17 protein-coding genes are annotated in these 25,567 nt (G+C 58.0%); 12 read left to right on the plus strand and 5 right to left on the minus strand.

What is annotated here, in order from left to right:
* Positions 1-3: 3 nt before the first annotated feature.
* From ORG26_RS07450 to ORG26_RS07460, 3 genes are all read left to right on the plus strand, one after another.
* Positions 4-669, plus strand: coding sequence for an SGNH/GDSL hydrolase family protein (locus ORG26_RS07450; RefSeq protein ID WP_266368111.1), 666 nt, complete (start codon positions 4-6; stop codon positions 667-669).
* Positions 670-844: 175 nt separating this feature from the next.
* Positions 845-2,161 (plus strand): adenosylhomocysteinase, encoded by a 1,317-nt coding sequence (gene ahcY / locus ORG26_RS07455; RefSeq protein WP_266368113.1) that lies wholly within the window; start codon positions 845-847, stop codon positions 2,159-2,161.
* Between the two features lie 190 nt (positions 2,162-2,351).
* Positions 2,352-3,749, plus strand: a complete 1,398-nt coding sequence (locus ORG26_RS07460) for a S41 family peptidase (RefSeq protein WP_266368115.1) — start codon at positions 2,352-2,354, stop codon at positions 3,747-3,749.
* Between the two features lie 27 nt (positions 3,750-3,776).
* On the opposite strand, the gene ORG26_RS07465 is transcribed toward ORG26_RS07460, so the two are convergent.
* Positions 3,777-4,490: a DUF3267 domain-containing protein gene (locus ORG26_RS07465; RefSeq protein ID WP_266368116.1), complete on the minus strand. Its 714-nt coding sequence runs from the start codon at positions 4,488-4,490 to the stop codon at positions 3,777-3,779.
* A 134-nt stretch (positions 4,491-4,624) separates the two neighbouring features.
* Positions 4,625-7,843 carry a TonB-dependent receptor gene (locus ORG26_RS07470; protein ID WP_266368118.1) on the minus strand — a complete coding sequence of 1,073 codons (3,219 nt, stop codon included), beginning with the start codon at positions 7,841-7,843 and terminating at the stop codon, positions 4,625-4,627.
* A gap of 233 nt (positions 7,844-8,076) precedes the next feature.
* Between ORG26_RS07470 and ORG26_RS07475 the strand changes: the two genes are divergently transcribed.
* The 9 genes from ORG26_RS07475 to ORG26_RS07515 all read left to right on the plus strand — a co-directional run bounded on the left by ORG26_RS07475 (position 8,077) and on the right by ORG26_RS07515 (position 20,780).
* Positions 8,077-9,723, plus strand: a complete 1,647-nt coding sequence (locus ORG26_RS07475; protein WP_266368119.1) for a M1 family metallopeptidase — start codon at positions 8,077-8,079, stop codon at positions 9,721-9,723.
* A gap of 72 nt (positions 9,724-9,795) precedes the next feature.
* The gene (locus ORG26_RS07480) at positions 9,796-10,539 is read left to right on the plus strand and encodes a 5'-nucleotidase C-terminal domain-containing protein (RefSeq protein ID WP_266368120.1); all 744 of its coding nucleotides are present in this window, start codon (positions 9,796-9,798) and stop codon (positions 10,537-10,539) included.
* The gene (locus ORG26_RS07485) at positions 10,517-11,434 is read left to right on the plus strand and encodes a bifunctional metallophosphatase/5'-nucleotidase (RefSeq protein WP_266368122.1); all 918 of its coding nucleotides are present in this window, start codon (positions 10,517-10,519) and stop codon (positions 11,432-11,434) included. The genes ORG26_RS07480 and ORG26_RS07485 overlap by 23 nt, the downstream gene beginning before the upstream one ends.
* Positions 11,435-11,985: 551 nt before the next feature.
* On the plus strand, positions 11,986-14,022 hold the full coding sequence (locus tag ORG26_RS07490) for an LruC domain-containing protein (RefSeq protein ID WP_266368124.1): 2,037 nt from the start codon (positions 11,986-11,988) through the stop codon (positions 14,020-14,022).
* Between the two features lie 154 nt (positions 14,023-14,176).
* Positions 14,177-14,866 (plus strand): phosphoribosylformylglycinamidine synthase subunit PurQ, encoded by a 690-nt coding sequence (gene purQ, locus ORG26_RS07495; protein ID WP_266368126.1) that lies wholly within the window; start codon positions 14,177-14,179, stop codon positions 14,864-14,866.
* Positions 14,867-15,312: 446 nt separating this feature from the next.
* Positions 15,313-16,335 (plus strand): glycosyltransferase family 2 protein, encoded by a 1,023-nt coding sequence (locus ORG26_RS07500; protein ID WP_266368128.1) that lies wholly within the window; start codon positions 15,313-15,315, stop codon positions 16,333-16,335.
* A complete protein-coding gene (locus ORG26_RS07505; RefSeq protein ID WP_266368129.1) occupies positions 16,299-17,093 on the plus strand; it encodes a polysaccharide deacetylase family protein in 795 nt (264 codons plus the stop codon). Before ORG26_RS07500 ends, ORG26_RS07505 begins: the two co-directional genes overlap by 37 nt.
* A gap of 14 nt (positions 17,094-17,107) precedes the next feature.
* Positions 17,108-18,283: a glycosyltransferase family 87 protein gene (locus ORG26_RS07510; RefSeq protein WP_266368130.1), complete on the plus strand. Its 1,176-nt coding sequence runs from the start codon at positions 17,108-17,110 to the stop codon at positions 18,281-18,283.
* Between the two features lie 196 nt (positions 18,284-18,479).
* Complete coding sequence (locus ORG26_RS07515; protein WP_266368132.1) at positions 18,480-20,780, plus strand: TonB-dependent receptor; 2,301 nt, start codon at positions 18,480-18,482, stop codon at positions 20,778-20,780.
* Between the two features lie 128 nt (positions 20,781-20,908).
* Here the strand turns inward: ORG26_RS07515 and ORG26_RS07520 are convergent, their stop codons facing one another.
* From ORG26_RS07520 to ORG26_RS07530, 3 genes are all read right to left on the minus strand, one after another.
* On the minus strand, positions 20,909-21,502 hold the full coding sequence (locus tag ORG26_RS07520) for an outer membrane lipoprotein periplasmic chaperone LolA1 (RefSeq protein ID WP_323134380.1): 594 nt from the start codon (positions 21,500-21,502) through the stop codon (positions 20,909-20,911).
* 197 nt (positions 21,503-21,699) lie between these two features.
* Positions 21,700-24,294 (minus strand): FtsK/SpoIIIE family DNA translocase, encoded by a 2,595-nt coding sequence (locus tag ORG26_RS07525; RefSeq protein ID WP_266368134.1) that lies wholly within the window; start codon positions 24,292-24,294, stop codon positions 21,700-21,702.
* A gap of 223 nt (positions 24,295-24,517) precedes the next feature.
* Entirely contained in the window at positions 24,518-25,564 is a 1,047-nt protein-coding gene (locus tag ORG26_RS07530) for a quinone-dependent dihydroorotate dehydrogenase (protein ID WP_266368135.1), read from the minus strand.
* Positions 25,565-25,567: the final 3 nt, after the last annotated feature.

Consider the following 25,567-nt stretch of genomic DNA (forward strand, 5'->3'; position numbering starts at 1 on the left):
TGAATGAAACACTCCCTTCCCAAACAACTGGCCGGTTTCCTGTTTTTTCTGGTAAGTTTTTCCTGCGCAGCGCAAAACCGCCCGGCCTTTGAAGCCGAAATTCTGGCCTTTGAGGCCAAAGACAAACTCAGCCCGCCGCCTCAGAAACCGATTGTCTTTACCGGCAGCTCGTCGGTTCGCCTGTGGGCCGATCTGGAAAAAGACTTCGCGGGCAAGGCCGTCCTGAACCGGGGATTCGGCGGCTCGCAGCTGACGGACGTGATCCGCTACGCCGACCGGATCATCATCCCCTACAAGCCGAAACAGGTGGTAATCTATGCCGGCGAAAACGACATTGCTTCGGGCACCGTGACGGCGCAGCAAACGTACGACCGCTTCGTGACGCTGTTCCGGCAGATTCGGAAGGCCCTGCCCAAAACGCAGGTAACCTTTATCGCCATCAAACCCAGTCCGTCCCGGCGAAAATACCTGCCGGTCGTGGTGGAGGCAAACCGCCTGATCGAGAGCTTCCTGAAACAGCAGAAACGGACTTCGTTCGTGGATGTCTACACGCCCATGCTGACGGCTAGCGGCGGCACGCGGGGCGAGCTTTTCCGGGCCGACAGCCTGCACATGAACCGGAAAGGCTACGAAATCTGGGCAGGGCAGGTCCGGCCGTATTTGAAATGAACGGCCGGTGCGCCCGGACCCACGGTTAAAACCGTTTGGCCCCCCGGTTAAAACCGGGGGCTTAGGAACTTTGCCGGTCAATCCCTACTTTTGCATTTTAGGAAGACTACGGCCCGATAATTGATTCATCATCAGGCAGTAGTTCACAAGTAATCCGATAATCATCAATACAGTTATGTCGACTCAAACGTCAACGTACGTACCTTACAAAGTAAAGGACATTTCACTGGCCGAGTGGGGCCGCAAGGAAATCCGGCTGGCAGAGGCCGAAATGCCGGGTTTGATGGCGCTGCGTCAGGAATTCGGTCCGTCGAAGCCGCTGGCGGGTGCCCGCGTCGCCGGCTGTCTGCACATGACCATCCAGACCGCCGTGCTGATCGAAACGCTGGTGGAACTGGGTGCGGAAGTAACCTGGTCGTCCTGCAATATCTTCTCGACGCAGGACCACGCCGCCGCGGCCATCGCCGCCGCCGGTATTCAGGTGTACGCCTGGAAAGGCATGACGGAAGAAGAGTTCAACTGGTGTATCGAACAGACTTTGTTCTTCGGCGAATCCCAGCAGCCGCTGAACATGATCCTCGACGACGGCGGTGACCTGACGAACATGGTGTTCGACAACTATCCGGAACTGATCGGTGGTATCAAAGGGCTGTCGGAAGAAACGACGACGGGCGTACACCGCCTCTACGAGCGGATGAAGAACGGCACGCTGCACCTGCCTGCCATCAACGTCAACGACTCGGTAACGAAATCGAAATTCGATAACAAATACGGCTGCCGCGAGTCGCTGGTAGACGCAATCCGCCGCGCTACGGACCTCATGCTGGCCGGTAAAGTGGCCGTGGTAGCGGGTTACGGTGACGTAGGCAAAGGCTCGGCCGAATCTCTGCGGGGCGCTGGCTGCCGCGTGCTGGTAACGGAAATCGACCCGATCTGCGCCCTGCAGGCGGCGATGGACGGCTACGAAGTCGTGACGATGGATGAGGCCGCTACCCGCGCCAACATTTTCGTAACGGCCACGGGTAACGTCAACATCGTGAAGGAGCGTCACTTCCGGGCGATGAAAGACAAGGCCATCGTGTGTAACATTGGTCACTTCGACAACGAAATCGATATGGCGTGGCTGAACCAGAACTACGGCCACACGAAGTCGCAGATCAAGCCGCAGGTGGACATGTACGAAATCGACGGCAAGGAGCTTATCGTCCTGGCCGAAGGCCGTCTGGTCAACCTGGGCTGCGCGATGGGTCACCCGTCTTTCGTGATGTCGTGCTCGTTCTCGAACCAGACGCTCGCCCAGCTTGAGCTGTGGAACAACCCCGAGAAATACGAGAAGAAAGTATACATCCTGCCGAAGCACCTTGACGAGAAAGTGGCTGCCCTGCACCTCGCCCACGTCGGCGCGAAGCTGGATTCCCTGGACGAAGAACAGGCCGCTTACATCGGCGTTACGCCGCAGGGTCCGTTCAAGTCGGAGATGTACCGGTACTAATTCAGTTAAAAATTAAGAGTTAAGAATTAAAAATTGGCTTCGCCGGGGTGGGATTTCTGCTCCGGCGAAGCTTTTTTGTTTCCTCTGGGTAACGGAATCTGGTCAAGCTACCAGGAAGCGTTATGGGATTGGAGGGAGTTTTTGGAATCGCCGCATCCTCTGCTTTTCTTTAGGGCACTATTCCGCCCTTATGAAAATCAGAAAACACGCCGCTATCCTGCTGGCCTGGCTCCCGTTCGCCGCGGCGGCCCAGACACCCGCCTGCTCCTGCCCGGACGTGCTGGAGCAGACCGTCGATAAAGTCACCCGCATCTACGCCGGTTATTTCGACAAAGTCAACGACCGGACCCGCCCCCGGTACGAGCGCCTGCTGGACAGCCTCCGCCGTCAGGCACCACGGGCCAAACAGCCCGCCGCCTGCAACGCGCTGCTTCAGACCTACCAGAACTTTTTCCGGGATCGCCACGTGAAGGTGTATTTCACCCAACGGGCGGACCGCAGCCAAGTGCGCCGCCTGCCGATCACCGAAACCCGGTTAAAAGCAAACCTGCAGAATCCGGCTTACCGCGCTGATCTGGCCGAGGGCATCTGGACTACCGGCGATGGCAACAACCGCTTTCTGATTACCAAAGACCCGAAAAAGCCCGGTACCCTGGTGGCTGTCTGGCTGTCCGGCAACTACCGGAACTGGCAGCCCGGCACCGTCATGGCCGAGTTGAAGACCAACGAGGAGGTGGTGTATAACGTGACCGTTTTCAACGATGACGCCAGTAGTTACCAGCTGCCGCTGAGACTAACCGAAAACGGCCTGGTTTTCAAAGGTTTTTCCTGGAAACGGGAATATCCGCAAGCCTTTACGGCGGCTCAGCGTCAGCAACTGAAAGAGCGGGCGCCGGTTCGTCTCCGGCCCGTGAACGACGATTTCGTTTACCTCCGGCTTTCCGCCTTCAACCAGTCGGAGGTGGACGAACTGGATGGACTCATCAAGGCCAATGCCGACCTCATCAACCGGACGCCGAATCTGATTCTGGATCTCCGGGGCAACGGCGGCGGCGATGCGTCCCCGTCGTTTACGATGATGGAACTGCTGTACGACCAGCCCATGCCCATCCCGACGGACAGTTACCGGGCCTCGGCGGAGATGATGGCGCAAGCCCAGACGTACGACACCGTGCTGGCCAACCGCCTGAAAACCAACCCCGGCGGTCTGGTGCCGTATTCGCCTTTTCCGCTGCTTACGCTCGACAAAATTTCGATTTCTCCTAAACGAGTGGCGATTCTGATGGATAAAGGCTGCGCCTCCAGCACCGAATTCCTTCTTTACCTGACGCGCTACAGCCGCAAAACGACGCTGTTCGGCACCAACAGCATGGGCGTGATGGATTACGGACAGCAGAAAGATTTCCGGCTGAACTGCCCAGATTTTACGCTGTCGATTCCGGTTACGCGCTCGGGCTGGGTCGATACCGAACCCATCGACAACGTCGGTTTCAAGCCCCACGTCCGGATTCCGGCGGGCACTAAAGACTGGGTGCCGTTTGTGGTGAATCACTGGAAAACGAAGCCCGTACCGACCGCGCAGCGGTGAAGTCCGAATCTGATGAGGAAAACCGGCTTAGCGACCGGCGCTGGTGGCCTCGCAGCTTGCTGGTTCATGCGGCGTTTCTGCGGCCGGTTTTTCCTCAAAAAAATACGTCCGTTTCTCGGTCAGGTCGTCGTAGGTGTACATCGCCCGGCGGCGGGCCTTCCACCAGTGGCGGATGAGGGCGAAATCGCCCAGACAGCCGAAGGTGTGGAGCAGCAGCGTCAGCCCCAGAAGGATGCGGTATTCGGGTAAAAGGACCAGCGCCAGGGCCAGTCCAGTCGTAATTACCAGAAAAGGCATGGCGGCCACCAGCGCGTTTTCCCGCAGCGCCATGACAAACCGCTGGGAGTAAGCGTACACCATCAGCCCTTTTCGGGAATAACCAAACCCGACATCCCGCGCGCCAAGCCCCAGGAACACCAGGGCATGAATGCCTTCGTGAACGACCAGCAGCACGAGCAGCAGAGGAAGGACGGCCACAAGCTGCCAGAAGCCGGCCGCGCCACTGGTAGGTCCTTTCAGCCAGTGGCCCAGAAAATAGCCGACGATACCTCCTGCCCCCGCCATAAGCAGAAACACGATGACCGACCGCACCGTCAGCCGGGGCCGTTCCTTTGTCCCTGCCTGCGGCGGTTTCATGCCCAGTTCGCGGAAAATGAAAAGCGTCATTTCATCAATGTGAAACGATTCGAGCAGCGAGAAGCGGCCGGAGTGGTGAAGTTGGTCAACCGTCGGACGAGGCATGGGTTTCTGAAGATTGGCTTGCCGAAATATACAAAAAGTCCGGCTTTTAGACCGGACCCTGTACCCCATAGTATCCCTGGATTTCAGTCCGGGAGTTTGGAAATAGTCCTCCCGGACTGAAATCCGGGGATACCTTAAAAGGCGTAGCGCAGGCCGAGTTGCAGGCGCCAGGGCGTGCCTCCGACGGGGTTGACGCCCGTATTGCTGTTCACCCGGTAGCTGTAGCGGCGGGTGGTCTGGTTGAAGCCGGAAATGGCGAACAGCCGCTGTTCGGCACCCAGATTGCGGTTGCGGCCCCAGACCTTACCGCCGTTGCCGTTGCCGTCGTTCAGCAGGTTCGCGACGTTGAACAGGTCGGCCGTCAGTTCGAGGCTCTGGCCCCGGAAGGTCCGGAACCGCTTAATGAGGCGCAGGTCGATGGTCGCCGCGAAGGGGTTGACGCCGCCGTTGCGCGGAGCCACTTTCCCGACATTTTCGAGATAATAGTCCTTCAGCGGCTGGGCGACCTGCGGGTTATCTAGCCAGGCCTGGATGGCTTTCGCCAGCGTCGGGTCGGTCTCCGGGCTGCCGGGGTCGAAGAGGAACGCCAGGTCGTTGCGGTCGTTGAAGTCGCCGTTGACGCCGAAGCCCGCGTTGTAAGCGTGGATCGAGAACGGCGTACCGCCCACGCCCGTCACCGTTGCGCCCAGCGTAAAGCCTTTCCAGGACGGCGTCGCGCCGTTGGCCACCACCTTGTGCCGAAACTGCGTTTCCGAATAGCCGAAGTTCAGCGCCCGCGGGTCGTCTACCACCGGCAGAAAGGTCGAGGTGTTGGCAACGCAGCAGTTGTAGGTTGAGTTATCCTTCGTATCGTTGCGGGTGTAGCTCACGTTGACGTAGCCGTCCTGACCGATTTTCAGCGTCGCGTCGGCGATAACGGCCCACTGTTGCGAGTAGCCCACCGAGTTCAGTTCCAGCACGCGGCCGAGGTCCGGGGCTGCCCGCGAATCCAGCCAGTTGCTGCTGCCGTTGGCGGCGATTTTGTCCGCCGAGACAAAGACGCCCCGGTTCGCCTCGTTCGACAGGCGGAAATACGGCTGCTCGACGAGGTTGCGCTCCAGATACGCGTAGTTGTTGTGCGTGTTGCTCATCAGCACGTTCAGGCCGAGGCGCAGGCGGTCGTTCCACAAAATCTTGTTGTAGCTGACGTTGAGCTTCCACGTCATCGGCACCTGGAAGTTCGGGCCGGTGGCGTTGATGGTCGAGACGTACGAAGTGCCCGGCGGGACACCCGGAGCCGTTGACGGGTCGCGGCGGAAGGAAACGAAATCCGGCTTCGGTACGGCAGCCCCACGCACGTCGATCGAGGCGATCTGCTGACCGTCGAACAGCATGTTGTTGGCCAGGTTGTAGTACATCGCCATGGCGGTAAAGGCCCCACCCCCGATTTTGACGATATCCGTGTTCCGGCCGCCCACGTTCCAGGTCAACTGGAAGCGCGGCTGGAAGTTGTTCCAGTCGGTCGGTTTGCGGGCGGTTTTGATGCCCAGCCGCTGTTCGGCCAGCGGGTTGGCGGCCGGAGCGGTCAGAAAGCTCGTGCCGTCCCAGCGCAGGCCCGCCATCAGGTTCAGGTTCGGCATCAGGTCAGTTTCCATCTGTCCGAAAAACGCCCAGTCGATGACGTTGTACTGCACAATCGGCTGTCCCTGACCGAGGTACACCTCCCGCACGTACCGCGAGGGCCGCTGCGCCGCCAGATCGCTCAGGCTGTTGAAGAAGAAACGGCCGTTCAGCTCACTGGTAAACAGGTCTTTCAGGAAAGTGACGTAGGTATCCGTCCCGAACGTGAAATCCACTTTGCCCCGCGTCAGGTACGAGGTGTTCATGAGGTGAAACTGGTGGTATTTGGTCCATTCGGGCGTGAAGCGCTGCCCGCCGAACTGAAACGTCCGCTGCGTGGTGGCATTGGGGTTGGAAGCGGTCGGGAAAGGCGAGGTGACCGTCACGATGGCCCGCGGAATGTTCACACCCGGCAGTTCGCTGCTGGTTTCCTGCGAGGTGTACTCGTACTGGTACTGCACCTTCAGTTCGTTGGTGAACGCGGGCGAAAACGACGAGCGCAGCGACACCAGCCCCGTGTACGAGCGGGCTTTCTGGGTATTGTACGTTTCGCGCAGCACAATGTCGCTGTTGTCGCCCGAGTTGATCGGACTGTCCCAGCTTGTCAGGTTGTTGCGAAACGTCACCTTGTGTCTGTCGTTTACCGTCCAGTCGAAACGGGCAAAAAGGGTGTTGGCGGTCGTTTTGTTGTCAAACTGCCCGACCTGCGGATTCTGGCTCACGCCGTAGAGGCGGCGGGCGATGTCGATGGCTTTGGCCAGCGTATCCCGGCGGATACCGAGCCGCTGTTCATCCCCTTCGTTCTGAATGTCCGTGATGAAGGCCGGGCGGCGCTCATCCTGCCGGTCGAAGGCCGTAAAAAAGTGCAGCTTGTCCCGGATGATGGGCCCGCCGAGGCTGAAACCCCACTGGTAGCGGTCAAAGTTGGCGCTGCGCTTAACCCCGCGGATGTCGTTGGGGCTTTGCAGTTTGTCGTTCTGCGCAAAGGTAAAGGCCGAGCCCGACCAGACGTTCGTGCCGTTCTTGGTCACGGCGTTGACGGCCCCGCCCGCCTGACGCCCCTGCGTGACGGAGTATTCGTTGGTAGCTACTTCAAACTCGCGAATGGCCTCCTGCGACATGGCGTAGGGCATCGACCCCGTTACGCCGGTAGCCCCGGCCCAGAGCGGCGAGCGGGCGTTGCCGCCGTCGATGGTGATGTTCGTCGAGCCGGACCGCGCCCCGCCCAGCGCCCCATTGCCCTGCAGCGGCGAGAGGTTGACGAGGTTGTTGAAATTCCGGTTTTCGAGCGGCAGATTCTTGATTTGCAGCGCCGTGACGGCCGTCGAGGCCCCGAAGCGATTCACCTGGTCGATGATGCGGTTGGCCTTTACCGATACTTCCTGAAGATCATTGGCGGCTTCCGCGAGGCTGAATCTTACCGTAATCTGGTCGCCCTGGTTGAGCATAAAGCCCTCGCGTTTCTGCGTCCCGAAACCCACCATAGTCACCGTGACGGTATAAGGGCCGCCCAGCGGCAGCTGCCGGAGTTGAAAACGCCCGTCGGCCCCGGTTGCCGTTCCGGTCCGGAAGCCGGTGCCTTCGTTCCGAATCTGCACGGTGGCTCCGGGTAACGGCTCGTTTCGGGCGTCCATGACCTGGCCGATGAAGGAAGCGTTGGTGCTTTGCGCCCGGACAGCGCCCGCCAGCAGCAAAGACACCCCCGTCCAGAGCATCAGGCAGAAGTGCCGGAAAGACAAGGTAGATTTGTTCATAGATGTGAGGAGTTGGATTCAGGGCACGAATGTAGAGCGGGTGTGTTACGTCAGTTTTTCCGGAACGTAAAGGCTCAATAAAGAATTTGGGAGAAAGGGTCGGTCGGGTAAGGTATTGATAACACCAGCTGCCTGATTATGAAGGCGTTCATGCCGTTACCGATTTGTGAATCCGGGCATTTATGGCAGCCTGACAATAAGTTTGTACCTTTGGTAACGCTTACGCTTTCCCCATGAAACAATTGATGATGGCCCTGGCGGCCCTCTTTGCTTCCCTGTACACCGCCGCCCAGACGGCCCCGGCTCCGGCGCAACCCGAAACGTACACCCGTCAGGACACCCTGCGCGGCTCGCTCCGCCCCGAACGGACGGGTTACGACGTCACTTTTTACCACCTGAACCTGAGTGTAGACCCGGCGACCAAATCCATCAACGGTTCCAACACGATCCGGTACAAGGTCAAAGCGCCGTTTACCCGGATGCAGATCGATCTGTTCGAGAACCTGAACGTGGAGTCGATCACGCAGGGCGGCAAGCCGCTGCAGTTCCGGCGGGAAGGCAATGTGATCTGGGTCAGCATGGGCGGGCCGCAGTCGGTCGGCAAGGTGCAGGAGGTCAAAATCAATTATGGCGGCAAACCCCGGGAAGCCGTCAAACCGCCCTGGGACGGCGGTTTTGCCTGGAAAAAAGACAGCACCGGCAAAGATTGGGTCGGCGTGTCGTGCGAAGGACTGGGCGCCAGTTCCTGGTGGCCCTGCAAGGACCATTTGTCGGACGAACCGGACTCGATGCGCATGACCTTCCGGGTCCCGCGCGGTCTCACGGCGGTCTCGAACGGGCGGATGCTCAGCAAACGGGAGGTCGGCACCAGCCAGACCGAATTCGTCTGGGCCGTGAGCTACCCGATCAATTCGTACAACGTCACCTTCAACCTCGGGGATTACGTCTATTTTACGGACACCTACAAGAGCCGGGACCACAAGCCGCTGAAGCTCAATTACTACGTCCTGAAATACAACCAGGCCCGGGCAAAGCCGCATTTTGAGCAGGTAAAGGGCATGCTGGACTGCTACGAATGGCATTTCGGCCACTACCCGTTCTGGCGCGACGGCTACGCGCTGGTCGAAACGTCGTACTGGGGCATGGAACACCAGAGCGCCATTGCCTACGGAAACAATTACAAAAACAACCCGTTCGGCTTCGACTTTATCATCATCCACGAAAGCGGCCACGAATATTTCGGCAACAGCATCTCCTGCGCCGACCATGCCGAAATGTGGATTCACGAGTCGTTTACGACGTATATGGAAACGCTGTACGTAGAATCCACGCAGGGCTACGAGCAGTCGCAGAAGTACATTACCGGACAGAAGAAATTCATCAAGAACCAGTACCCGATGCTGGGGCCACTGGGCGTGAATTACGAATTCAAGGACAACGACATCTACTACAAAGGCGCCTGGGTGCTGAATACCCTGCGGCACGTGGTGGACAACGACGACCTCTGGTTCCGCGCCCTGCGGCAGCTGCATCAGAAGAAACTGCGTTCCGTCGTGAGTTCGGACGAAGTGGTGGATCTGCTCGGCAAGGAACTGAAAATGGACCTTAAACCGATCTTCAACCAGTACCTGAACTACGCCAAACTGCCGGTGCTGGATTACCGCGTGACCGAAAAGGAAACCGAACTGGAACTGAAATACCGCTGGGATTGTGAAGGAGAAGGCTTCAACATGCCGGTCAAAGTCGGCTTCGGCTTCAACCCCAAGCACGTGATCTTCCCGACCCGCGAATGGAAAACCATGACGCTCAAAAAGCAGAACGGCTGGTTTCACGTCGCTACGGACAAATATTTGATTGGAATCAGAAAGTATGACTTGTAAAATGGCACGCGGCTCACGCGCATTGAACGGCTTTATCGGCAAAATCTGCGTCAGCCGCGTGCCATCTTCCCTATGAAATTCACCAACATTATTCTCCTCGCCGCCCTGCTAGCGGGATGCCGGACGGAATACAGTCTGACGGGCCAGCAGGCCCAGCGGTTGCCGATTGACCAGAGTGTGGCGGTCGACAGCAGCCTTGTGCGCTTCCTGCAGCCTTACAAACAGCAGCTCGACCGCACGATGACCGAAGTGCTCGTCCGCGCGACCACCCGGATTGAAAAGGGACAGCCCAACGGCCCGCTCAACGACCTGCTCACCGACGCCATGATTGCGCAGGTGCGGCAGAAAACCGGACAGACCGTGGACGTGAGCCACCTCAACTACACCGGCATCCGCAACAGCCTGCCGCTGGGAGACATCACCGTCGGCAGCATTTACGAAGTGATGCCCTTCGACAACGCCCTGACGCTGGTGACGATGAACGGCGAGGGCCTGATGCGCTTCCTCAACCACTTTGTCACGCACGACGGGACGCTGGTCGTCGGCGGCATCCGGGCGACCGTCCGCGACAAAAAAGTGGAAAGCCTGACGTTTACGAACGGCCGTACGTTCAGCCCGACGGACACGTACCTGGTCGCGATGAGCGATTACATTGCCAACGGCGGCAGCGACGTGACGTTCATGAACGAGATTCAGCGGAAACGCGAAGAGCCGAATTACCTCCTGCGCGACGCTTTTATTGATTATTTCCGGCAGCTGGGCAAATCCGGTCAGCCGCTTAAAACAACCTCCGATGGACGCATTACTTTCCAATAGACGCCAGTTTCTGAAGCTGCTGGGCGGCGTGGCCGTAGTCGGAAGCATTAGCCCAGAAGCGCTGGCCGGCCCCAAATCCAGCAGCCTGACCATCCTGCACACCAACGACGTGCACAGCCGCCTAGACCCCTTTCCGCAGGACGGCAGCCGCAACGCCGGGCGCGGAGGCGTGGCGCGGCGGGCGGCCCTGATCCAGCGCATCCGGCAGGAGCAGAAGAATGTGCTGCTGTTCGACGCGGGCGACGTTTTTCAGGGAACGCCCTACTTTAACGTCTACAAAGGCGAACCCGAAATTCTGGCCATGAACCGCATGGGCTACGATGCCGGGGCCATCGGCAACCACGACTTCGACGGAGGCATCGACAACATGCGCGACCAGTTTGCCAAGGCGAAGTTCCCGTTTCTGGTGGCTAATTACGATTTCAAAAATACCGTGATGGACGGCAAAACGGAGGCGTACAAAATCTTCACGAAAGACGGGGTGCGCGTCGGCGTGTTCGGGCTGGGCATCAGGCCGGAAGGACTGATTCCTGCGAGTCTTTATAAAGAAACGAAATACCTGGACCCGGTCGAAATCGCCAACGATACGGCGGCCCGCCTGCGCGGGGAGAAGAAATGCGATTACGTGATCTGCCTCTCGCACCTGGGCTTCGAGTACCGCGACCAGACGGTTTCTGACAAAAAGCTGGCGGCGGCCACCCGTAACATTGACCTGATTATCGGCGGCCACACGCATACTTTTCTGGATGCTCCCGTGAGCGTCAACAATCCGGACGGCAAGCCGGTCCTGATCAACCAGGTAGGCTGGGCGGGGCTCAACCTCGGCCGGATCGACCTCACGTTCCAAAGCGGCAAGCCCACCCGTTCGGCGGGTCAGGCGGTCGAAGTGAAGTAACGGACAACTCGCCCGAAAAGCGCACCTCTCTCAAAAGGGGTGCGCTTTTTTGCTTAAAGGACTGGCAGGTTAACGCAGGAATTGGCCGGTGCAGCGGCCTACGGCTAATAAGTTCCATTCGGGCAGTACACCCAGGCCCGGAAACTGTTTAAAATACAAATCGGCCGGTTGAGACCCGTTCGCCCGCCCGCTTCTCGGCGGGCTTTCTCCTTCGCTTCCGTCGCTACTTTTTGTCTGAATGGCGAAAAGCCTTTCCGTTGGAGCCTTATTTGCAAGACACAACTTCTTATTAACAGATGAGTATTTAACGAAAAAATGCTGTTTGTCTTCTTGCATTTATCAGACGCAAACAATTACCTTTGCAACGTAAATCTACTCACAGATTTCCTGCTTAATCTTCTTAGAGTAGCATTAATAATACCTAGCGAGTTATTGAAACTCGGCCACCACACTATTTTGCCAGACAATAGTACTTCTCTGCTCCGCTAAGTCGTTTCTAAACCAGTTCGCCCATCGGCAAATTTATCAGACTTGTACAAGTAATGCGATCTTTGCGTACATTCAAAAAACCCGCCGCCCTGATTGCGGCAGCTTCCTTAAGTCTCGTCTTTACGGCTTGTCAGCCCAAGATTGATGAGCAGGTAACACCGAACGTCGACCTCGACGCCATCGCCTCCCTGATTCCGGCGGGCTTTTCATTCGCCACGACCCAGCAGACGACCTTCCGGATTCAGGCGCTGGACAACCAGAACAAGGGAATGGCCGGTATCCGTCTGGACGTTTACGCCATGCCGGACAACGTACTGCTCTTCTCGGGCATCACCAACGCCAGCGGCGTTCTTCAGCTGAACCAGTCCGTGGCGGGCCACATCAGCCAGGTTGAAGTGCGCACCAACTTCCCCAGTCTGCCGGGCAAGCGGCTCCTGACCCTTTCGGGCACGACCGTCAGCACGACGCTGGGCGGCGCTCCGCAAAACAGCGGTCTGCGGATGGCCAGCGCTTCGGCCCGGATTGCGGGAAACAATTCCAAGATCAAGACCAAAGGCGGCTGGGATGCCAGCGGCCTGCCCAACTACCTGGAAGCCGGCGTGGAGCCCGTTTCGACCTCGTTTCTGAAAGACGTGCAGAAAACGCTGCCGACGGGTCAGAAAGTCAACTCCGCTTACCTGGCCGAGAACACGCCGACGACGATCATCCTGAAGCAGCGCGGCGACGTCGTCGTGCACTTCCTGCATCACAATACGGACTGGGCCAACTCGCTCGGTTACTACATCTTTGACCCGGCCAACCCGCCCCAGACGGAAGCGGATATTGCCGAACTGCAACTGATTTTCCCCAACATCAGCACCCACGGTGCGGGAGCCGGGGCGCTGGTCGCAGGTCATAAAGTGAACATCGGTAACTTCCCGGCCGGAACCGGCATCGGTTTCTTCCTCATTGCCGACGCCTTCCGCAACGGTTCGGTCACCGACGGCCAGTACACGCACTTCAGCCACAGCGCCCTGAACGGGGAAACCGATCCGAAACTGAAACGCCATTTCGTGCTGCTCAACAGTCCCAAAGCCAGCACCTATATCCTGGCCGCTGAAGACCGCCGCCGCGACGATCCGACCTGCGACGGCGATTTCAACGACGCCGTTTTCAAGATTACGACCCGTCCGGCGAAAGCTGCCCGGGAAGAAAACATGCCCGAACTGGCCGAGTCGGTAGATACGGACCAGGACGGCGTGAACGACGAGGACGACGCCTACCCGACCGATCCGGAGGCCGCCGCCAACACCTACTTCCCGTCGTTCAACACCCAGGCAACGCTGGCTTTTGAAGACATGTGGCCGAAAAAAGGCGACTACGACTTCAACGATCTGGTTCTGAACTACAACATCAAGCAGGTTCTGAACGCCAAAAACGAGGTTGTTTCCATCCAGACGACTTATAAGGTAAAAGCCATCGGCGCATCGTTCAAGAACGGCTTCGGCTTCGAACTGCCCGTGCCGGCTTCGGCCATTAAGCGGGTAACGGGTGCCACCCTGACGCAGAACTATATCACGCTGGCCCATAACGGCACGGAAGCAGGCATGAACAAGGCGCAGATTATCGTCTTCGACAACGCCGCCGACAAGATGGTTCGCCAGGGCAACGGGCAGTTCTACAACACCCGCCCCAACGAGCCGAAATCAACCAGCACGGAGTTTACCGTAACGGTGACGTTCCACTCGGGCATTTCGCAGGCAACGCTCGGCGAGGCACCGTTCAACCCGTACCTGATTGTCAACGGCGAGCGCGGTCGTGAAATCCACATGCCGGATGCCACTCCGACGCAGAAAGCCAACACCCAGCTTTTTGGCACCCTCGAAGACCGTTCGAACCCGGGCAGCGGCCTCTATTACCGCGACGTGAACAACATGCCCTGGGTGCTGAGCACGCCGGTTGATTTCGATTATCCCATCGAAACGGAACCCATCACCGGAGCGCACCTGAAGTTTGTGGAGTGGGCCAAGACGAAGGGCGGAAAAAACAAGGACTGGTATCTGGACAACACGGGTTACCGCAACAAGCAGAAGATCGTCCCGGCCTCGCTGCGGCAGTAAGATCGTTTAAAGTTTAGGGTTTATAGTTTAGGGTTGCTTCGCCTCAGTCAAAACTTTGAAAGGGCGGAGCCACTCTAAACTATAAACCCTAAACTTTAAACGACTTTTTCGTATTACCTTTGCGTAGCGGTACAGAACAACCGTCGAAGCTGTTATGAAATTTGGAGTTGTTGTTTTTCCCGGTTCCAACTGCGATCAGGACGCTGTCGATGCCCTGCGGGACCAATTAGATCAGGAAGTTGTCAAGCTCTGGCACAAAGACACGGACCTGCAAGGCTGTGATTTCATCATTCTGCCCGGCGGTTTCTCCTACGGGGATTACCTGCGGACGGGTGCCGTGGCGCGCTTCTCGCCCATCATGGACGAAGTGATCCGGCACGCCCAGCGCGGCGGGTACCTGATGGGTATCTGCAACGGTTTCCAGATTCTGGCCGAAGCCCAGCTGGTGCCGGGGGTGCTGCTGCGGAACATGAGCCAGAAGTACATCTGTAAAAACGTTCACCTGCTGCCCCAGTCGGAAAGCGCCCTGCTGACGGCGGGACTGGAAAAGCGGGCCTATAAAATTCCCATCGCCCACGGCGAAGGCCGGTATTTTGCCGACGAGGAGACGCTGAAGCGTTTGAACGACAACGACCAGGTGCTGTTCCGCTACTGCAACGAAGCCGGAGAAGTAACCGAAGCGTCCAACTGCAACGGCAGCCTGGAAAACATCGCGGGGGTCTGCAACGAAGCCAAAAACGTCTTCGGCATGATGCCCCACCCCGAGCGCGCCTCCGACCCGCTGCTGGGCAACACGGACGGGCAGATCATTCTGAGCCAACTGGTGAAAACGGTGCTGGCCTAACGCAATGGCATAACGGCAACAGGGCCGCCCGGCGGTCGTGCCGCCACTCTTTTCTGAAATAGACGAAACCCCTAAAAGGCAACCCCTTTTAGGGGTTTTTGCTTAGTGCCTATTTCGTTCTTCTTTCTTTTTCTTCCCGTTATTTCCTAATCAGCTTGCCTGAGATGGCTGGTTTTGTGTGGTCAAGAGGCCGAACCAACGCACCCTGAGGTGTTTTTTTGCTAAAGAATCAGAGATACTAAACTGTGTAGTTTAAAATTTTAATGATTTTCTAAGACGTTTTATATAAGAAATTAATTGTGCCTGGCGATATTTAAACCTTGATTCTACTAAGTAGTTTTTATAAGCACTTAGTAAGTATTCTTCCCGGTATCAGGGTCGCCTGCAGCGGCTGTCGGACCGGAAGGAATGCGGATCAAGGTCAGATACTACTCTTACATTCTGGTATGTACCCACGTAACGAGCACCCCACGAAGAAGGTGTCCCGGCAGGAGAAGTTTGTCAGTATTGTTCTGCCCGCCTACAACGAGGCAGAAAACCTTCCCATGCTGGTCCAGCGCCTGAGCCAAATCCTTAAACCGTACCCCCGTCACGAAATTCTGGTGGTTGACGACGGCAGTTCGGACGGCACCCGCCCGGTGCTTGAGCAGTTGCGGCGGCAATACCCGGCTCTTCATTTCCTGAGCTTCTCGCGCAATTTTGGGCACCAGGCGGCGCTGCGGGCGGGTTATGAACATGCCAAAGGCGACTGCGTGATCAGCCTGGATGCGGACGGCCAGCACCCCCCGGAGCTGATTCCGGCCCTGATCCGGCAGTGGCAGAACGGCTACGATGTCGTTGCGACCAAACGCCGGGAAGACCCGAATCTGCCCCTTTTCAAACGAATCACGTCCCGTTTCTTCTACAAACTGATCCGGTCGGTGTCGGAGCTGGAACTCGAAGAGGGCTCGTCGGACTTCCGGCTGCTGGACCGCAAGGTCATCGACGCCCTGAAGCAGCATAAGGAAGCCGATCTGTTTCTGCGGGGCCTTGTTTCCTGGATCGGCTTCCGGCAGTGTCGGCTCGTCTACGAACCGGCCGCCCGCCATGCCGGCAAAAGCAAATACTCGCTGCTGAAAATGCTGAAACTGGCCCTCGGCGGCATCACCTCATTCTCCATCCGGCCCCTGTTCATTTCGGTCTTTCTCGGCTTCGGCATGTCCCTGTTTGCCGGGCTGTTCGGGCTGGAGGTTTTGTACGAGAAATATTTCACCAACGCAACGGTTTCCGGCTGGACGTCCATTATCCTGCTCATGGTCATGATCGGCGGCTTTCAGTTTATCATGATCGGCATCATCGGCGTGTACCTCGGCAAAACCTTTCAGCAGGTCAAGCAGCGCCCGTCGTACCTGGTCGACAAGTCAAGTTATGTGGATGAATTAATTTACGAAGAATGGACCCCCGTACTCACCGAATCTTATTTACAGTAGACGTTGAAGAGTTCGATACCGCACTTGATTTCGACTATTCCTTATCGTTTCCCGAACAGGTAGCCGTTTCCACCCGCGGTTTGCAGTTATTGGCCGAACGAATGGAGGACGTGCAGGCCCGGGCTACGCTGTTTACGACGGCGGTGTACGCCCAGCACGAATCCGCCCTGATCCGGTCGCTGGCCGGGCGGCACGAAATCGCTTCGCACGGCTATTTTCACCTCCACAACAAACCCGGCGACGTGCTGGCCTCCCGCCAGGCACTTGAGCAGATTACGGGTACGGAGGTGGTCGGGTTTCGGCGGGCGCAGATGGGCGCCGTGAATAACGACGAACTGCGCGAGGCCGGTTTTCTCTACGATTCGTCGCTCCATCCGACGTACCTGCCCGGCCGGTACAACCACTGGGACAAACCCCGGACTCCGTTCGAGCGGGATGGCATCATCCAGATTCCGGCTTCCGTGACGCCCCGGCTGCGAATTCCGCTGTTCTGGCTGAGTCTGAAGAACTTTCCGTTTGCCATTTATAAACAGCTCTGCCGACAGACCCTGCTGGCAGACGGCCACCTGAACATCTACGTACACCCCTGGGAGTTTACGGACCTGTCGAGCTACGACCGCATTCCGCTGTACATCCGCCGCCACTCCAACGAACGGCTGCTCGACCGCGTAACGGATCTGCTGCGCTATCTGCGTCAGTACGGTGACTTTAGCACCATGCGCGAATTTGCCGAAACCTTCCAGCCTCATCATCATTAAGACGCCTGCTTTTTATGCTTTCTAAGGTCTACGCTCGGCTCACCGCTGATCGACTCACCGTACTTATCCTGGTTCTGTTCAGCGCGGTTGGTTTTCAAAAATACACGCTCAACGGCTACAACAACTTCCTGATTTTTTCGCGGCCGTTTTATAACCTGCTGCACGACACGATCATCTACGGCCCTCATCCGACTTTATACTGGGATACGTATAAATACAGTCCTACGTTTGCCTGGCTGATGGGTCCGTTCTACTACCTGCCGGTCTGGCTGGGTGTCATCCTCTGGAACGCCCTGAATGCCGGTGTGCTTCTGGCCGGTCTCCGGGCCTGGTTCGGCAACGGGCCCGACAGGGACCGTCAGTACCGGATTGCCGTGCTGATTGTGATGGCGGAGGCCCTGATTACCGCGCAGAACATTCAGAGCAACAACCTGATTGCGGGGTGCATTCTGCTGGGCCTGCGCGCTCTGCAGACCCACAAGCCCGTCCGGGCGGCGTTCTTCTTCGCCCTCATCGGCTTCATCAAATTTTACGGAGCGGCGGCGGCGATCTTCTTTCTTTTTTACCCCGGAAAATTCCGTTTTCTGGCCGCTATGGGCGTCTGGACCCTGCTCTTTGCGGCGGCCCCGCTGACGATTTTGCCCTTTCCGAGCCTGCTGGCGCAGTACCAGACATGGTTTCAGGTCGTACACGACAGCAAGCTGGGGCAACTGGTCTCTATGCTGGGCATTGCCGAATACTGGTTTGGCATGGCCAAGACCGACGCCAACCTGCGGGTGCTGGAAACCATCGGAGCCTCGTTGTTTCTGCTGCCGCTGGTCCGCTTCCGGCTGTGGAGCAGCGCACTCTACCAGCAGCGCATGGCCGCCTTTTTCCTCTTGTTCGTCATTATTTTCAACAAAATGGCCGAATCGCCGACGTATGTGCTGGCCGTAGTGGGCGTGGCCATCTGGTGGATGACGCTGGAGCAGCCCGGCCGGTACGACCGGATTCTGTTGGCGCTGGTCATTATTTTCACCTCCCTCTCGCCAACGGACCTTTTCCCCAAATTCATTCGAAATGAGTACTTCGTTCCGATGAATGTAAAAGCTATGCCCTGTGTCCTCGTCTGGCTTCGGGTCATGGCACAAATCTGGACGCAGGAAGTGGTACGGGTGACTATAAAAATCCCTGAACCGGAGTTGGTGTAAAATATTCTGTTTCGCCAAAGTTGCTACCTAACAAATATCCATGTCTGGCAACTCGCCAAAAATTATGGCACAAAAAATGTAACTTTGAAGAATATTCGCCGTTTCTGTGATGTTCTTCAAGCCCTTACGTTCACTACTCATCGTTTTCTTTGGGATCGTTTTAACCAGCGCCCAAGCTCAACAACTCCGTTTCCGCGTGCAGGAAGTCAGCCGCCAGCCCGTCGTCGGAGCTACACTTCGCCTCACCAGCCAGGCCGACAGCACCAAACGCCTTTTTGCCATCACCGACACGGCCGGTTTTGCGACGCTGGCCGCCTCGGAAGGCCAGACTTACCGGCTACTGCTCACCTCCGTCGGCTACAAACCGCTGACGAAGAACATCCGCGTTGCCGCGGCCATGCCCGTGCAGACGCTGACGCTCGAAACGGATAACATTACGCTCAAAGGCGTGACCGTGACGGCCCCTAAACCGCTCGTCCGGCAGGAAGACGACAAGACCGTCGTGGACCCCGAACCCATCGCCGCCACCAGCACCAGCGCCTACGAGATCATGGAGAAAACGCCGGGCGTTTTTCTGGACCCCGACGGCAACGTCTACCTCAGCAGCACCAGCCCGGCGACCATCTACATCAACGGCCGGGAGCAGAAAATGAGCGCCGCCGACGTGGCGTCGATGCTCAAAAGCCTGCCGCCCAACGCCATCGCCCGAATCGAAATCCTCCGCACGCCTTCGGCCCGGTACGACGCCAGCGGCAGCGGCGGGGTGGTCAATATCATCCTCAAAAAAGGCGTCAGCCTCGGCCTGACCGGCTCAGCCAATGCGGGCTTCAATCAGGGGCGCTACGGCAATCAGTTTGCGGGCGTCAACCTGAGCAAGAGCCAGGGCGGCCGCAGTTCGTACCTGAACCTGAATTACACCCGCCGCAACAACTACGAGGAAGTACAGACGAGCCGGGCCTTCTCGCCCGATACGGTGCTGAACCAGAACGCCCTGACGACCTACCCGGCCAACACCTACTACCTGGGCTACGGCCTCGGCTACGAGCTTTCGCCCAAATGGGACCTCGACTTCGACGGCCGCGTCAGCCTGAATGGGGCCAATTCGGATTCGGAGAACGAAAACATCATCCGCCAGATCAGCACAGGCAAACTGATTACCAACAACCTGAACACGGTGGATAACCGGGGCCGGAACGTATCGTTCAGTCAGGATATTTCGACGCGGTACAAAATCGACTCGCTGGGCTCGGAGGTGACTACCAACTGGTCGTACAACTACCTCGGCAACCGAACGGAGCAGGTGTTCGGAACGCAGTACCTCCTGCCGGACCGCGCGCCCACCACCGGCGAGGGCACCATCGACAACGGCCGCCACCTGCTGGCCGGTCAGGTGGATTACCGGCAGAAACTCGCCCCGCGGTTTACGCTCGAAGCGGGTCTGAAAAGCACGTACCAGACGTTTGACAGCCGGACGAACTACTTCACCGGCGCCGCGCGCACGCCCGACCGCTTCCGGACCAACACCTTTGATTACCGCGAAAACATCAACGCGGCTTACCTCCAGGGCTCGCAGACCTTCGGGTCGTTTGTGCTGAAAGCGGGCGTCCGGCTGGAAAACACGAACATGTACGGCCACCAGCGCATCCCGACCGACACGACGTTCCGGATCAACCGGACGGACCTGTTCCCGTACGTGTACCTGAGCCGCAAAATCGCCCGGATCGCCAATTTCGACCTGAAGAGTTACCTGATCTACCGCCGGTCCATCACCCGCCCGGCCTACGAGTACCTGAATCCGTCGCCGCGCTACGTGGACCAGTACCTGAACGAAATCGGGAATCCGGCCCTGCGGCCGCAGTTTACCGAAACGTTTGAGGCGAACATCAGCGTGGAAGACCGCCCGCTGTTTGCCATCGGCCGCAACAACACCCGCGATATTTTCACGAACGTCATTTACCAGAACCCCGACGACCGGCGCCTCGCTTACCGGACCTACGACAACCTGGGGTCAAATCGCGAGACGTATTTCCGCCTGCTGGCCGGGATTCCGCCGATCGGACGGTATTTTTTCGTGGTGGGTTCGCAGTACAACCATAACGAGTACGAAGGGTCTTACGAAGGCAAGCCGCTGAGCTTCAGCCGGGGAAGCTGGACATTTTTCACCTACCATTCGCTGAAGATCGACAGCCGTTCGACGTTCACGCTCAACGGGTTTATCCGCACCCGCGGCCAGTTGCAGTTTTACGAACTCAGCAATTTCGGTATGCTGAACGTCAGTCTGAACCGCAAATTCATGAAAGACAAGCTGTTGCTGACACTGACGGGCAACGATATTTTCTTCACGAACTTCTACCGTTTCAACATCCAGCAGGGCACCGTGACGGCCTCCGGGCTCCGGCGCAACGACACCCGGCGCATCGGCCTGACGCTGCGCTACAACTTCGGCATCCGGAAGCGGGAAGAGCGGGTCAATATGTTCAATGTAGATGTCCCCTAAGTATCCCCGGGCTTTAGCCCGGGAGAACGCTCTATAGAAAATTTTTCTATTCAGTCTATAAAAAAGAAGCCCGGACACAACCGGGCTTCTTTCAATTTTATCCTTTCCTGGGCTTCAGCCCGGGGATACTATCGCAGATCCACCACTTCTACGCCCGGGTACTTCGACTTGTCGAAGCTGAAATAGGCGTCGGTCACTTTCGGGTTCGGCGTAAACTTGGTGATGGTGTAGCTGGTAATCTTGCCCGCTTTGTCGGTAATCTTCCAGCTTTTCACCGATTTGTCTTTTTTGTTGACGGCAATCTGCACTTTGGCGACCTGGGTGTTCTTCTTTTCCGGGGTCAGTTCGATCACTTCGACCGGCAGTCCGCCCTGTTTCTGTTCGCCAATGTATTTGTAATTGTAGCCGTTCTTGTAGATCGTGTAGATTTTGGCCGGGTTGATGTCGCCCGAGGCGGTTTCCAGGTCCTGCACGTTGACTTCGTTGGTCTCCTTCACGTAGGTCGAAACCGTTTTGCCGTCGTTAAAAACTTCCTGTCCGGCCAGTTTCAAACGGAACTTCGGCCCTTTCACCGTCAGGTCACCTTTATAGCTGTCGGTTCCGGCGGCGTAGGTAAAGCCGGCCGTGTAGGCACTCAGACTTTTATATTTGGCACTCATGGCGTCCAGCACATCGGCCGCCTTTTTATCTTTCTGCGCCACGGTGGTCCCAACGATCCCCACAACCAAACTCAGTATTAACCCTATTTTTCTCATTTCTATTGAATTATCATTTGACGGTAAAGAAACAGCCCGCAAAATTGCGGTGTCTTTGGTTCTAAGACAATAGTTTGAGAGAAAAGTTTAAACGGAGCCGACAGCCGAACCGTGGCCCGTTCGCTCCTTTGGATTAGGCCGCGACCGGGTTTCGGGCGAATAAATTACAGGGATTTCAGCCGCTCTTCCAGCACCTGCGGGTCCTGAATGAGCACTTCGCGGGCTTTGCTGCCTTCGAATGGACCGACGATTCCGGCCGCTTCGAGCTGGTCGATGAGGCGGCCCGCGCGGTTGTAGCCCAGCTTCAGGCGGCGCTGGATGAGCGAGGTGCTCCCCTGCTGATGGATGACCACCAGCCGGGCCGCTTCGTCGAACATCGGGTCGCGGTTCGAGAGGTCCACGTCTTTTTCCTCGGCCTGTCCGCCCTCGTCGCCTTCAAACTCCGGCAGGGCGTAGGCACCGTCGTAGCCGCGCTGGTTGCCGACAAAATCACAGATTTCCTCGATTTCGGGCGTATCCACGAACGGACACTGCAGACGAACGATGTCCGAGTTGGAGGCAAAGAGCATATCCCCCATCCCCACGAGTTGTTCGGCGCCGCCCGTGTCGAGAATGGTGCGGGAGTCGATTTTCGACGTTACCTTGAACGACAGACGTGCCGGGAAGTTGGCCTTGATCAGACCGGTGATGACGTTCACCGAAGGCCGCTGCGTGGCTACCACGAGGTGAATGCCGATGGCCCGGGCGAGCTGCGCCAGCCGGGCAATGGGCTGTTCGACCTCCTTGCCCGCCGTCATCATCAGGTCGGCCAGTTCGTCGATGATCAGCACGATGTACGGCAGGTAGCGGTGGCCTTTTTCCGGACTCAGCCGCCGCTGCACAAATTTGGCGTTGTACTCCTTCAGGTTCCGGCAGCCCGCGTCTTTCAGCAGGTTGTACCGGTTGTCCATCTCGATACAAAGCGAATTGAGCGTGTTGACGACCTTTTTGGTATCGGTAATGATCGCTTCGTCGCTGCCCGGCAGCATCGCCAGGAAGTGCCGTTCCAGCTTGTTGAACAAGGTCAGTTCGACCTTTTTCGGGTCCACCAGCACCAGTTTCAGCTGCGAGGGGTGCTTTTTGTAAATCAGCGAAGTGAGCAGGACGTTCAGGCCCACCGACTTCCCCTGACCGGTTGCCCCCGCCATGAGCAGGTGCGGCATTTTGGCGAGGTCGGCCACCAGAATTTCGTTGGAAATGGTTTTTCCCATCACCACCGGCAATTCAAAGTTCGATTTGCTGAACTTCTCGCTGGTAATCATCGACCGCATCGACACCATTTCGCGGCTCTTGTTGGGCACCTCAATCCCGATGGTTCCTTTGCCCGGCATGGGGGCGATAATCCGGATGCCAAGGGCGGCGAGGCTCAGGGCAATATCGTCTTCCAGGCTTTTGATCTTGGAAATACGCACCCCGGCGGCGGGCACAATCTCGTACAGCGTCACGGTCGGACCGATGGTGGCCATGATGCGCTCGATGGTGATGCCGTAGTTCTGCAACGTTTCGACAATCCGGTCCTTGTTGGCCTCCAGTTCGTCGGCGGTTACTTTAGTTTGCTGGTTTTCCGGGTATTCCGTCAGCAGCGTCACGGTCGGGAACGAATAGCTCGGCAGGTCGAGGGTGGGGTCGTAGAGGCCGTGCGCCTTGAGCAGGTCCTCGTTGACGTCGCCCGCCACCTCGTCGGTCGGACCGGCGTACGCCTCGGCCACCGGCTCGGCGGGCTTCACAGACGTATCTTCGATGGTCAGCGTCAGGCGGGAGGCGGACCCGTTGACCGCCGTGGCCGAAGCAGACGGAGTGGCCGCCAACGTCAGCGGCTGGGCCACCGGCGGCGGCAGTTCTTCCGCTTCTTCCAGTTCCTCCGCTACCTCTTCGTCAACCGGAGTCCCGGCGACCGGCGTTCCGGCGACCGGCGTTCCGGCGACCGGCGTTCCGGCGACCGGCGCAACCGGCGTTTCAGCGGCGGCCGACTCCGGTTTGGGCGTCGGTTTTCGCCGGGGAATGTCGATATAATCTTCTTCGGCTTCTTCCTCTTCCTCCGCGTCATCGGTTGCTGCTTCGACCGGAGCTTTCCGTTCGGGCAGCTTGATCTGGGGCACCGACGTCATTCCGTAGAAGAAAATCAGGAACAGGAACAGAATAAAGACAATGACCGCAATGCCGCCCCAGCCCAGCAGGGCGTGCAGCACCACGTTGATTTCGTAGCCGACGCCGCCGCACCAGACGCCGCCCGTCTCTACGCTGTCTGTCAGCAGCACAAAATAGCCCGACAGCAGACTCAGCCAGGCCATAAAGAACAGAATCTCTTTCGTGAACCGACCCAGCGGCACTAAATCACGGCTGAAAAGCAGGCGCCAGCTCGCCAGAAATAGAATGGCGGGAATGCCCAGTGCGGCCACCCCAAACCAGCGGAAAATGAACGTATGGGCCACAAACGCGCCCATCACGCCCATCCAGTTCCGGGTTTCGGTGCCGGTCTCGGCCAGCGGGGTCCGGCCGACCGCATCCAGTACGCTCTGGTCCGAAAACCCGTAAATCAGGTACGAAATAAAGGCGAGGAGTAAGAAAACGGAGAGTAGCAGCAGCAGGCCGCCGAGCGCCAGCCCTGTTTTGCGGTCGGAGCGCCAGGAGGAACGATTAACCTTCGGTTCGGCAGGCTTGGCAGCGGCTTTCGCGCTTTCCTTCCGAATGGTGTTCTGTCGAGTAACGGGTTGAGCCATAAAATTTTAGTCGTCACGGGGCCAACCGGCGGTCCCTGCCTGCCGGTCTATCAGTTGGCCTTATCACCCACTGAGCATCCTATTCTGTCCGTAATTTATGTATTTTAATTGGGACAAAAGCCATAAGTCCGGGCACAAAAGACAACAGCAAGCCGTCTGATCCGGTAATCCTTATCCTGCGCAGAGCCCCGGCTTACCGGCCCTGCACCCGCCGAAATCCCGTTCAGACCAGCCCCTGACAGATCCGTCTGGCGATGGCCGGACCCTCATAAATGAAGCCGGTGTACACCTGCACGAGGCTGGCTCCGGCGGCGAGTTTCTCCCGGGCGTCTTCGGCCGTGTTGATGCCGCCCACGCCGATGATCGGGAACTGGGGTCCCAGCCGTTCGTGCAGGTAGCGAATCACCTCGGTTGCCCGATTTCGCAGCGGCGGACCGCTTAGGCCACCCGCTCCGATGCTTTCGATCACGGCCGGACTTGTCTGTAACGGTCGCCCCTCCGAATTCGTACGTCCGATGGTGGTGTTTGTGGCGATGACCCCGGCGATGCCCGTCGTGCGGACGATATCGATGATGTCGTCGAGCTGGCTGTTGGTTAGGTCGGGGGCGATTTTCAGCAGAATCGGCTTGGGAGCCGGTTTCTGCCGGTTTTCGGTCTGCAATTCGCGTAGCAGGGCCATCAGCGGCTCTTTTTCCTGCAATTCGCGCAGACCCGGCGTGTTGGGCGAACTGACGTTGACCACAAAGTAATCAACCACCGGAAAGAGCGTCTGAAAGCTCGACCGGTAATCGTCCAGGGCCGCTTCGTTGGGCGTCCATTTGTTTTTGCCGATGTTGCCGCCGATCAGGACCTGCTGGCCGGATGTCCGTTTGCGCAGGCGTTCGGCGGCGGCGGCGGCTCCTTCGTTGTTAAAGCCCATGCGGTTGATGAGGCCCCGGTCCGCCTTGAGGCGGAACAAGCGGGGCCGGTCGTTACCGGGCTGCGGCTGGGGCGTGACGGTGCCGATTTCGATGAAGCCGAACCCGAGGCAGGCCAGTTCGTCGACCAGGTCGGCGTTTTTGTCAAAACCAGCAGCCAGTCCGACCGGATTTTTGAAACGAAGGCCGAAAACGGTGCGCTCAAGCGCCGGATTTTCGTAGGTAAACAGCCAGCGCGTCAGGGCCGGAACGCCCGGAATGGACAGCAGAAACCGTAAAGCCGAAGTGGTGAAGTGGTGAATCTTTTCCGGATCGAAGCGGAACAGCAGAGGAAGGAGCACGCGCTTGTACATGCC

This window comes from Tellurirhabdus rosea (genome assembly GCF_026278345.1).
Classification (GTDB): Bacteria; Bacteroidota; Bacteroidia; order Cytophagales; family Spirosomataceae; genus Tellurirhabdus; species Tellurirhabdus rosea.